The organism is Nocardioides luteus (assembly GCF_000960475.2).
Lineage (GTDB): Bacteria > Actinomycetota > Actinomycetes > Propionibacteriales > Nocardioidaceae > Nocardioides > Nocardioides luteus_A.
Genome location: NZ_JZDQ02000033.1, coordinates 20,804 through 32,622 on the forward strand (window position 1 = coordinate 20,804; position 11,819 = coordinate 32,622).

Here is an 11,819-nt window from a genome sequence, read left to right on the forward strand (position 1 = left end):
GTCGAAATCGTTGGTGACGGCGAGGCAGGCACCCCGGAGCCGGTTGTCACGAGTTCAGCTCAAGGCCCGGGCCAGCCGCGACCAGGCAGAGCCGAGACGGTCGGCCTCGATAGCCAGCGCCTGGCTCCAGCAGCAGATCTCTGCACCGCGCGCACGCCGAGTGCGATCCCCACAATTGGTGACGAATTTGCCGAACGAAGAGCGAGGGTTCGCGTTCGTCCAGAACCTAAGAGACGTCAGAACTTCCGCCCTGCTCGGCCATCGCGCGGTTCGCGCTCCCCCGGAGCGGAGGGCGCCAGCTCAGCACCCGGCGCTCAGCCATGCACAAGTATGGCGCAGGCATTTCAAAGATCCCCAACAAGAACCAGCGATGGGCACTAGCATCGTAAGCAAAGAACCAGCGCGAGCAGCGCAGCATCACGGTCTGCCCGCGAGGCCCGTCCTTTGCTGCCAGAGCTCTTTGCTCACCGACGATTTGAGCCCAACTCGGGCAGGAGCAAGCAGGACAGTGACTGTTGATCACGAGGCGTGGAACCCGGACCAAACACTGGCGCGGGAGGTGACGGGTCAGTTCAAGCGAGCGATCGACTCCTACCGAATTCAACCTAATCTAGTGGTCGAACACGCAAATCTCGAGGAGTCCATCCGCACAGGTGGATACGCCAACCGGACGCTCCTCGAACTTGTACAGAACGCCGCGGATGCGATCGTTGGCGCAGAGGACGAGGGCGAGACTGCAGGTCGTGTTGAGATCGTGCTCGACACGAAGAACGAAGTTCTCTACTGCGCAAACGCTGGACGCCCATTCTCGCTCAGCGGACTCACCGCGATCTCCATGGCGTACCTGAGCGCCAAGCGCGGTGATGAGATCGGAAGGTTCGGGCTCGGGTTCAAATCGGTGCTGGCCGTATCCGACTCTCCCCAGGTCTTCAGCCGATCCATTTCTTTCGAGTTCAACACGTCGGAGGCGCGCGACGAGCTGCATAAGGTGAACCCAGCTGCTCGAAGACTCCCGATTCTGAGGACGGCGACGGTCGCAGACTTCAGCGAAGCTGTCACCGAAGATGCGATCCTTGCCGACTTGTCGTCATGGGCAACAACCATCGTGAAACTCCCGGGCGCACGAAACCTGAAGCGCCTTCGCGCCGAGATTGAGGGCTTCCACTCGGAGTTCCTCTTGTTCGTGCAGGCCGTTCGTGAAATCCGCCTGAAGGTCGTCGGCGCGGAGTCGTACGAAGCACACCACGTCTCACGTGACCTCGGTGACGGCAGATTCAGCATCGAGTCTTTGGGCGAGAACCCGGATGAGTGGATCATCGAGAGCCGGATGCATGAGCCGTCGACAGAGGCGCGCAAGGAAGTCGGCGAGGCGGTGTCGCGCTCGAAGGTGAAGGTCACAGTGGCGGTTCCGGCGGTTCAGCGCCGCGAGTTCCGCCGAGGGCAGTTCTGGTCGTACTTCCCGTTGCAAGACGAAACTTCCGCATCTGCGTTGTTCAACGCCCCTTGGAGTGTGAACGACGACCGTACGACCCTACTCAAGAACGACTACAACCGCGAGATCCTCCGGACAGTCGCGGAGATGTTCGTCGACGTCATGCCGAAGTTGAGCAGTGTCAAGGACCCGGCGGCGCATCTGGACTTCATGCCCGCGCGCGGACGGGAGATCCTGAGCTTCGGAGACGAGCTCCTGACGGCACACGTACCAGAGATCGCGGCTCGCCGAGAGTTGATTCCCGACGCGACAGGTGCCCTTCGGAACAGCCAGCAGCTACTTCCGCTCGACTTCGCGGTCGGGTTCGACAAAGAGGTCCACCAAGCATGGACCCAGTCGCCCAACACGGGCGACGACGTTCCGCACTGGCTCTGCTACCAGACCGGCACCCGAACGACGCGTCTTCGCGATCTCTATATCCTCGGCCGGAACTCCGAAGCGGACACTCGGGACCCGAAAGCGGCCCTGACGCACCTGCCTAAGCGAGGGCTTCTCACCTGGCTGCGCGAGTGGGCCGAGGGCGATGACCCCAAGTCCGCCGCGAACGCACTAAGGACCGTCGCGGGCCACTCGAGCCTTCCGAAGATCAACGAGGCAAAGGTCATCCCCACCAACGCTGGCATGAGGGCTCTCGAGGATCGTCGAGTGGTGTTCCTAAACCGCGAGTCGGATCTGGAGATCGAAGATGCGGTCTTCGTTAGTCCGGCGTTCCTCAAGCACGACGGCGTCGAGAAGATCCTTCAGGATCGAGGCTTCCGTGACCTCGATCCCGAAGCGATCCTCACTGCACGTCTCGCCAAGCTCGACAACAACCCGAGCCCCGACGACTTGACCAAGGTTTGGGACTCCACAGTCGACCTGCATGCTCAGGCGGCAAGCCGCATCATGCTGGCCGCAAAGGCACCCATCAAGGTGCCGACGCTCGACGGCGGCTGGGCGTGGCCACAGCAGGTGCTCGATCTCGACATCTCGCTGGGCGACAACTTTGCTCCGCGATTGCTCGACAAGCACCGCTGCGAGTCCGAGGTCGCGCATCAACTCGGTGTCGTACGTCGGCCGATCAAGGGTTACCCGGTCGAGGACGAGCCGCACTTCGACGAGTACCGGCAGTGGGTACTGAAAGAGCTCAACCAACACAACGGTCCAGGAGAACGACCGACCGAGGCTATTGAGTTCAACCTTGCGAAGGGCTCGGGACCGTTTTCGGTTCTGTTCCTGATGCGTGACGTGGGTGCTCCTGACAACGCGCGGGAATCCTGGACTGCCGCCCTTCTGGCTTGTGGTGACGACTCCTGGTCGTGCGAGGACCTGGAAACGGGGCGTACCTTCGAAATCGACTCTCCGCTCAGGTGGGCGGTGCGAAGCGCAGGTCTAGTGAAGTCGACCCATGGCATGCGGGCGCCGGGCGACGTCGTAGCCCCCTCGTTGGTCCGGTATGAAGGACTGCTGCCGCTGTTCCGGGGCGCACCACACGCCGGTGCGGTTCTCGGACTGCCGAGCGAGCTGGGGGATGTGCCTCCCCATCTCATGCGCGAGATGCTGGAAGGGAAGCTCTTCCCGCCGCGAGTCAACGACGATGTCCTTCTGGAGTTCATCGTGGCCGCGACGAAGGTCGGTTTCGAAGGCATGAGGCCAGCAACGATCCCGGCCCGTGTCGCTCGGACAATCGAGGCCCACGCGCCCAATGCTGTTTACATCGCATCCACCGAGGACCAAGAGACCTTCCTGCGAACTCGGGGCCGTCCGTACTTGCGAGCCCGGGTCGACCAGATCGATGAACTTGTTCGCCGCGTCGGTTGCCGCCGGTTCGAGGACAGCTTTGCGTTCTCAGAGATCATCGAAGGACGTCAGAGCAGCGAGCCCGTGCTGGACGTCTACCCAGGGCTGCGGAACATGGTGGGTTCCGACAGACTCAACGGTGTCAAACTCGCTCGAGCGATGATGATCGCGAAGCGAGTCACGACCGAGGATGGCGTCGAGGACCAGCCACAGGATTGGTACCTCGACGGGAGCGAGCTCGTCGTTCGCGATGATGCCGATGAAACGCAGGTCCTCAAGTTCGTCAACGAGGCGTTCGAGCTGCGCCTCGACAACGCCCAGATCACTGAAGTGATCCAAGCAGGTATCGACCACATGCTGGAGGACCTCCGGGTTCAGGCAATGACAGTCGATTCCGATGCTGAGCGGCTTGAGCTCTACATTGGGCCGGACGACCTGCGCGACGCGTTGCCCACGGGTCTCTGGTCAGCGCTGGAGGCCCAGAATCTCGTCGACGATGACACTTCGGTCGCCGAGTTGTTCCTCGTCGTCTACGGCGCGGACTCGCTCAGAATCCTGGCGGATCGTTTTCGGGAGCTTGGCTTCTCGGATGTCCCCTCCGCGTGGGCTGGTATGCCGGCTGCTATCACGTGGGTGCGCAAGATGGGCTTCGCAGCGGAGTACGCCGGCCAGCGATCGCGTTCCCGCCCACAAGAGTTCGTCGTCCCAGGTGCGGTGAAGCTGAACGACCTGCATCCTTTCCAAAAAAAGATCAGTGAGAAGCTGCGTGTCGTCTTGACCCAGCCATCCGAGCAAGGGCCAGCCCAGAAAGGCATGGTCGAGCTTCCGACCGGTGCGGGCAAGACCCGCGTGGCCACGCAGACGGTTCTGCGCCTATTCGTGGATGAGGTTCTGAGTGGGACCGTCCTGTGGGTTGCGCAATCGATCGAGCTGTGCGAACAGGCCGTGCAGACCTTCGAGACCGTGTGGCGCTACCTCGGCGACGAGCGTCCTCTGACGATCGGCCGCTTGTGGGAGAACAACAAGGTCCACGAGCCCGACACTGAGTTCAGTGTGATCGTTGCGACCGACGCCAAGCTGGAAGCCATCATGGGGCAGCCTGAGTACGAGTGGTTGAAGACCCCTGCCGCATTGTTCGTCGACGAGGCTCACCGGGCAGGTGGATCGACTCGGTACACGCAGATCCTCCGTTGGCTCGGTGTCGACGGTCGTAACTTCGAGCGACCGCTCGTCGGGCTGTCCGCTACGCCGTTCAAGGGAAGCGCCGGCGACACAGAGAGGACGAAGCAGCTCGCGGCCCGTTTTGGGCACAACCGCCTCACCGCCTTCGAGACCGACGCGTACGGGCAATTGGTGGGTCTCGGCGTGCTTGCGAGCGTCAAGCATGAGGTTTTGCCCGGAATCGATGTCGTCCTGAGCAGCGGCGAGCAAGAGGAGATCCGATCCTCGAAGGTCATCGACAGAAGTCTCTATGAGCGTCTTGGTCGGAACGAAGTCCGTATGAAGATCCTGGTCGAACACATCATGGGTCTGACAGAGGAGCACCCCGACTGGCCGGTTCTCGTCTTCACCCCGAGCGTGCTGTCAGCTCAGGTGCTGTCGGCGTCCCTGCGGTACCGCGGCGTCAAGGCGGACTCGGTCAGTGGCCAGACAGGTCGTCACCAGCGCCGTGATGTCATCAGCCGCTTCCAGCGGGGCGAGATCAAAGTACTGGCCAACTGTGATCTCCTCATTCAGGGCTTCGACGCGCCTGGTGTTCGTGCGCTCTACATCGCGCGACCGACGTTCAGCCCGAGTGCGTACATCCAGATGGCGGGCCGGGGGCTGCGCGGGCCAAAGAATGGTGGCAAGCAAGAATGCCTCATCGTGGACGTCGCCGATAACTGGGGCGCGATGAACGACTTTCTTGGATACCGCGACTACACCGATCTCTGGGATCAGCAGCAGGGCAGCGTCAATAAGGAAGTGGAGTCGGACGAGTGATCCTCGTACCTGCGTTAGCCGATATCGAGCGTCGTGCCACAAGCAACGCTGAGCGTACGGTCGCGCGACTGCTTCGCGATGTCGTGGGAGATCCCGATGCTGCCGCGTTTCACTCTGTCGACCTGCGCTCGCACGCCTACAAGCAGCTGGCGGAGGCGGACTTCATCGTCCTGTGGAAGGGCGTGATTGTGGTGATCGAAGTCAAGGGCGGAGGCGTGCGCAAGCACGATGGTGTCTGGTACTCGGTCGACCGCCGTGGGGACTGGCACAAGTTAGCCGGCTCGCCGATGGAGCAAGCCCGATCCGCGGCATATGCGCTGCGCGACATTCTCCAGGAAGAGGGTGTCGGCTGGTTCGCGCATGAGGCGATCGTCATCACGCCGGACATCGAATCCCCGCCGAATGCAGTCGGCTGGCGGCCAACGCACTGGCTGGCTCGGGACGAGATGACGTCGGCTGGCGTCGAGGCCGCTCTCGACCGAATCGTGGACAACACGCGGACCGCCCCGAACGGGCAGAAGCGAGCACGAATGGATGATCTGCGTAAGCGTCTGTTCGGCGAGTTCACCAGGATGCCGGTGATCGATGCTCAGCGCGGTGCCGTCATCGAGGAGCAGGCCCGGGCAACTGCAGGGCAGGCACGGGTGCTGGCTGCGCTGGCTCGCAATCCGCGAGTGCTCGTCTATGGGGGCGCCGGCACCGGGAAGTCTCTCGTGCTCGTAGAGGCTGCCAAGCAGGAGGCGGACCGGGGCAAGTCGGTGCTCATCACCTTCCGCTCGCCTGCCCTGACCCGGTTCTTCGCACCGCACGTTGAGGGCCGCGGGATCGATCTGATTCCGTTCGAGGAGTTACCGGACGCCAAGCCATATGATGTCGTCTTAGTCGATGAGGCTCAGGACATGATGACCGCGGACGCCATGGACCGCATCGACGCCTTAATCGATGGCGGCCGAGGCCTCGGTCGTTGGCGGATGTTCCTCGACCCGAACAACCAGGCCCATGTCGATGGCGGCTACGACAAGGACGTGGCCGAATTAATCGCTGACGAGGCGATCACGGTGGACCTCGACTTGAACGTCCGCAACACCCAAGCGATCGTCCACGTAGTCCAGGAGTACCTCGGCGCAGACGTCGGTGACCCTGGGATCGTCCACGGCGAGAAGGTCCAATGGCACAACGCAACCAATGACGCCGGCATCGCCGAGGCGGACCTGCTCGCCCAACAGATCGTTGCCGACGGGGCCAACCGAGCCGACATCTGGCTGATCAGCACGACCTCGAACCAGCCGCCGTTGACCAGTCCCGGTGGGTTCGTAGTCACCAGCCCGAAGTATGCCAAGGGTCTCGAGGCCGAGCACGTCATAGTGTTCGACCTGCCGGGCACCTACGGTGAAGTGGGAACAGCCGCCTTCTACGTTGCCGTCACCCGAGCGCGGGTCTCACTGCACATCATCACATCGAAGGACGACAAACGCAGGATCCAGCAACTCTTGAAGAATCGGATGATGGCGAAGTGACCCTGACACATTCTCAGCAGGTTGTACTGAACCACCTCCGAGCGGCCTACGTCGGCCCCGAGGGCGGCAAGGATGAGATCGTCTTGAACATGCCGAACCGGCAGTACGCCGTTGGTATGCTCTTCCCGCAGGGAGCCGTAGATCATGCCGAGAGAGAAGAGCTCACTCAAAGCGACCATGTCGAGGGTGACGCGGAGGTCGAGACCTCGGGCGAAATCGAGGAGCGTGGTGCCGCGGTCCCGATTTCCGAGGAGTGGCGACCATCCTCGGTAGCGATCTCGTTCGTCACCGATCGACCAGCTGCGTTCTGCGAACTATCCGGTGGCACCTACAAGACAGTCGAGGGCGATGGCCCGCCGCGCTGGCAACGCCGCCCGTTTTCCTTCGATCGACTCCCAGTGCAACGTGGCGAGGGTCCACACACACTGACCGCGAACGGCGTGGAGATCGAGGTCGGTTCCCGCTGGCGCAGGTACGGCTCGGTATTCCTTGCGACGGTCTTCGTCCGTGTCCTGGAAACCTCCGCTGACGACGACAAGCTGGACATTTCCAAGATGCTCTACCAAGTCGGGCTCAGCGTCGCACCCACAGTCAACGCTCGATTTCTCGAGTACGACCCAAGTCAGTCATTCGACATGGACGACGAAGCTGCCGAGTTGCGATTGCGTTACCGCGAGCGGAAGGTCTATGCAGTGGGGCATGGGATGGCCGCGGACTGGGAACTGCACGGTGCGGCATGTACTCGGATCTGGCTGGATCCGGTGCCGTCATTCGTGGTGCCCGCCGTGGAGACTCTCGCCTTCGATTCGGAGACACCCGAGGCAGATGCGCTACGCCTTGCCCATCTGGCGAAGCTGGACTCGGACGCCGACACCGTATTGGCGTCGCTGGATGCCTTCGTCGAAGCGTTCGAGGCCTGGGTATCGAAACAGGACCAGCGAGTGGCCGGGTTTGGCGAGGACGAGAAGGTCGCGCGCCGGATCGTGGGTCGGTCCGTGAAGGCCGCCGAGCGGATGCGCGCGACCGTCGCCCTCCTGCGGCACCCGGATCAGAATCAGCTGCGCACCGCCTTCGCGCTCGGTATGACCGCGATGCGTTTGCAGATGCGCCAAGCGCAGATCGCCCAGGGCAAACCTGGTGGGGAGCCGAGATGGCGGCCCTTCCAGCTTGGGTTCCTGCTCGTCTCACTTGCCTCGACCGTTGACGAGAAGCACAGTGATCGCGAACTGGTCGACCTCATCTGGTTCCCGACCGGTGGTGGCAAGACAGAGGCCTATCTGGGTCTTGCCGCCATCGAGATCTTCCGACGCCGCCTCGTCGACGGCACCTCAGGTGGTGGGACGGCGGTCATCACTCGGTACACGCTTCGACTCCTCACCGCCCAGCAGTTCCAGCGAGCGGCATCGCTGATCTGCGCAATGGAGCTCCTGCGCAAGCAAGGCGATCTCGGTGACGCCCGCGTTCGCAAGATGACTCCGTTCAGCATCGGTCTTTGGGTCGGCAACGAGGTCACGCCAGGAAGCCGTGCTGAAGCCAAGAAGGCCCTCGAACGTCTTCACAAGGCTGCACGTCCTGAGGAAGCCAACCAGTTCCAGGTCGAGAGTTGCCCCTGGTGCGGAACCGCCTTGCTGCCAGCCTCACGCTCCGAGGACACAACGAAGTACGGCGTACGCCTCGTTGGCCGTGATGTCGTGGTCCACTGCACAAACGACGACTGCCACTTCAGCGACGAATTGCCTGTCGTGGTCGTTGACGATCTGCTCTACGAGCAACCGCCGACGATTCTACTGGCCACGGTCGACAAGTTCGCCAGGCTTCAGTTCAAGCCCGATGCTGGCAAGCTCCTGGGGTTGGGTACTACCTACCGACAGCCGTCGATGATCATCCAGGACGAGCTGCATCTGCTCTCCGGCCCGCTGGGCACCACTGTCGCGCTTTTCGATGCCGTGATCCAACTGCTGCTGAGCCGCGGGGGATCGAATCCGAAAATCGTTGCCTCCACTGCGACCATCCGCGCGTCCGATGAGCAGGTGAAGGGGCTCTATGGCCGTAAGGTCGCCCTCTACCCACCGTCTGGCCTGGACGACGACCGAACGTTCTTCTCACAGCCGGTGAGCAGCGGCGAGGGCCGGCTCTACGTCGGACTCATGCCACAGGCCATCTCGCAGATGTCCGCGGTTGTCGCGGCGTCATCTCCGCTCATGGAGATTCCCGAGGTCGTCGCAGCTGGCGCCGAGGATGGCTCCGCCCGGGACGCCTACTGGACGGCCGTCATGTACCACAACAGCCTGCGCGAGCTCGGCCGCACCGGCACGCTCGTCGTCGACGACGTAAACGGCCGACTCGAACCGCGGGCCGAGCGTCTCGGCCTGCCACTGCGCAGGGTCCGGGCTGACAAGGTCCTCGAGCTCACCAGCCGTCGTGGCCCCGAAGAGCTCCCGAACGATCTGCGTGCTCTGAAGCGGAGCGCAAACGACTCCGATGACGCGATCGACGTCGTGCTCTCGTCCAACATGCTCTCCGTCGGCATCGACATCCCACGACTTGCACTTATGCTGATGGTCGGCCAGCCCAAGACCACCGCAGAATACATTCAGGCGACCAGCCGAGTCGGACGGGGCGATGTCAAGGGCATCGTCGCCACCCTCTTCCGCTCCAACCGAGCCCGCGACCGGTCACACTTTGAGACCTTTCGCGGCTACCACGAGGCGCTATACCGAAGCGTCGAACCGACCAGTGTGACTCCGTGGTCGCTGGCTTCCCGAGACCGCTCACTCGCGGGCGCCGTCGTCGCCCTGCTGCGCCACACCCTCGCGACGCTCGCAGCCAACGACTCGGCCTCAAACATGGACCTCGGAGGAACTGGGCTGAAGAGCCAGATCGAGACCTTGGTGAGCCAGTTCGTCGCCATCGTGAGCCAATCCGAGCAAAGCGAGGCCGCAGATACCGATGCGGCGATCTGGGCGCTCCTGCGAGACTGGGATAACCGCGCTCAACGCGCCCGCCAGGATGGCACCAAGCTCGTCTACGACCGCAAGAGTGGCGATGATCCAGCACTCTTCAAGCGATTCGGCCAGCAAGGAGAAGGATGGCTCGTAGCCGACTCCATGCGCTCGGTCGAGCCCAATGTCGCCGTCGCCGTACGCGAGCCATTCGAGGAGGGATCCCATGGAACGGATCAAGCATGACCTGAGACTGTCGGAGACGGTCACGCCGTTCGGTGTCGGCGCTATCGTCGACATCCGCGGGGCCTCGCTCATTGCGCCAGACACCTCCTGGTGGGACAAGAAATACGCCAGCGAGATCCACTGCGACCGGCTTACGGACCGACTCGGTCCCAGCGTTCTCATGGAAGCCCCCACACACGCGGGACGTGCAGCAAAGGAGACCAAAGGCCTGCTCTACTGGCGCTTTCCGGAGTGGCGCTTCTGCGAGCGCTGCACCCGACTGTCGCGTACCACGGGCAAAGACAAGGGCAAGTGGGTCAACGTCTGCGCTGGTTGCAAGGGCGCACTCGTGCCCATGCGATACGTGGCAGTCTGCGAGCGCGGTAGCCACATCCAGGACGTCCCTTGGTTCCAGTGGGCCCATCGCGGCCACGACAGCGGAGTCACCGAGACAGTCCGGCACTGCCGCGCGTACAAGGATCTGAAGTTCGTCCGCTCCTCTAGCCACGGCGAGGGCCTCAAGTCACTTCGAGTGACGTGCGTAGCATGCGAGCGTTCCCGCCCGCTTTCCGACCTCGTCGGCTCCGAATCTCTCAAACGCGACGGCATCCGCTGCCAGAACCGACAGCCCTGGGAAGACGAGAAGGTCGGCGACCCGTGCGAACACAACCTCGTCGCCGTCCAACGCGGCGCCACAAGCAACTACATCGCCGAGCACATCTCCGCCCTCGATATTCCCGAGGAGCAACCCAACTCGGTCACCAAGGCTGACAAAATCCGCGGGCACATGTTCTTTGAGAAGGTCGTCGCCGACAACAGAGGGCCCCAGGCCGAGATGGTCGCCGGTTGGATTGCCTCCGAACTCGACATCACCGCCGAGGAGGTACTTGCCGTTGCCTCCGACGATGACGACGGTGACGACTCCGTCCTGCTAGACCTCAAGGACGGGGAGTGGGCTGCGTTCCTCAAGAAGCTCGAGAAGCCCGGCAGAGACACGAGCGAAGGCGACTTTGTCGTCGACGGCTGGCGGATCGACAGCGACGCCACGACACCTCAGCCAATCGCCGAGGCGGTCTCCGGCGTCGGACAGGTCCGACGCGTCCGAGAGGTCCGCGCGCTCAAAGGCTTCCGTCGACACAATCCAGACGCCGCCCTGATCTCCGCCGACGTCGGTCCCGATGCGAGGCGCCGTCCGGTCTACCCGGCGATCGAGGTGTTCGGTGAGGGTATCTTCCTCCGCTTTGACGAGAATCGTCTCACCGACTGGGAGAACCTACCGGCCGTCCAGGCACGCTCCAGACTCCTCGTGGAGCGACGCAACGCCATACCCTGGGCGCAGCGGCTCGACGTACCTGAACCCCGGTTCATCGCGCTACACACGATCGCCCATCTCCTCATCCGACGATTGGCCTTCGCGAGCGGATACTCGTCAGCAGCTCTCCAGGAGCGCATCTATGCCAATTCGGATCGCCCCGACAAGACAGCCGCGATCCTCATATATACCGCGGCTGGCGATGCCCAGGGCACGCTAGGCGGCTTGGTCCGACTCGGCAAGCCCGACAAGCTCGTGCCACTACTCATAGCCGCTCTCGACGACGCCGACTACTGCTCGAATGACCCAGTTTGCATCGAGAGTGACCGACATGGCACGGGAAGCCTCAACCTCTCCGCTTGCCATGGGTGCTCACTCGTTAGCGAGAGGTCGTGCGAGACTTCCAACCGGCTCCTGGACCGTCAGCTGGTTCTCGGCGGGCACGACGTGAAAGGGCTCCTTGAGGACGTTCTCGACGAGGCACGGTCGGGAATCCGTATCGAGTCCTACGGACCCGGGTCTAGTTGATGGACCCAGCCGGGCCTCATCGGTCTGTTACCACTTGGCTG

Annotated in this window: 4 protein-coding genes; all 4 read left to right on the plus strand. The window is 62.8% G+C overall.

Annotated elements, in window-relative coordinates; genetic code table 11:
* Positions 1 to 508: 508 nt before the first annotated feature.
* From UG56_RS21000 to drmB, 4 genes are read left to right on the plus strand one after another with little or no spacing between them, the layout of a single operon-like run.
* Positions 509 to 5,254: a DEAD/DEAH box helicase gene (locus tag UG56_RS21000; protein WP_045546787.1), complete on the plus strand. Its 4,746-nt coding sequence runs from the start codon at positions 509 to 511 to the stop codon at positions 5,252 to 5,254.
* A complete protein-coding gene (locus UG56_RS21005; RefSeq protein WP_045546786.1) occupies positions 5,251 to 6,771 on the plus strand; it encodes a nuclease-related domain-containing DEAD/DEAH box helicase in 1,521 nt (506 codons plus the stop codon). The genes UG56_RS21000 and UG56_RS21005 overlap by 4 nt, the downstream gene beginning before the upstream one ends.
* Positions 6,768 to 9,959: a helicase-related protein gene (locus UG56_RS21010; protein WP_045546785.1), complete on the plus strand. Its 3,192-nt coding sequence runs from the start codon at positions 6,768 to 6,770 to the stop codon at positions 9,957 to 9,959. The genes UG56_RS21005 and UG56_RS21010 overlap by 4 nt, the downstream gene beginning before the upstream one ends.
* Positions 9,940 to 11,778 carry a DUF1998 domain-containing protein gene (gene drmB / locus UG56_RS21015; protein WP_045546784.1) on the plus strand — a complete coding sequence of 613 codons (1,839 nt, stop codon included), beginning with the start codon at positions 9,940 to 9,942 and terminating at the stop codon, positions 11,776 to 11,778. Before UG56_RS21010 ends, drmB begins: the two co-directional genes overlap by 20 nt.
* Positions 11,779 to 11,819: the final 41 nt, after the last annotated feature.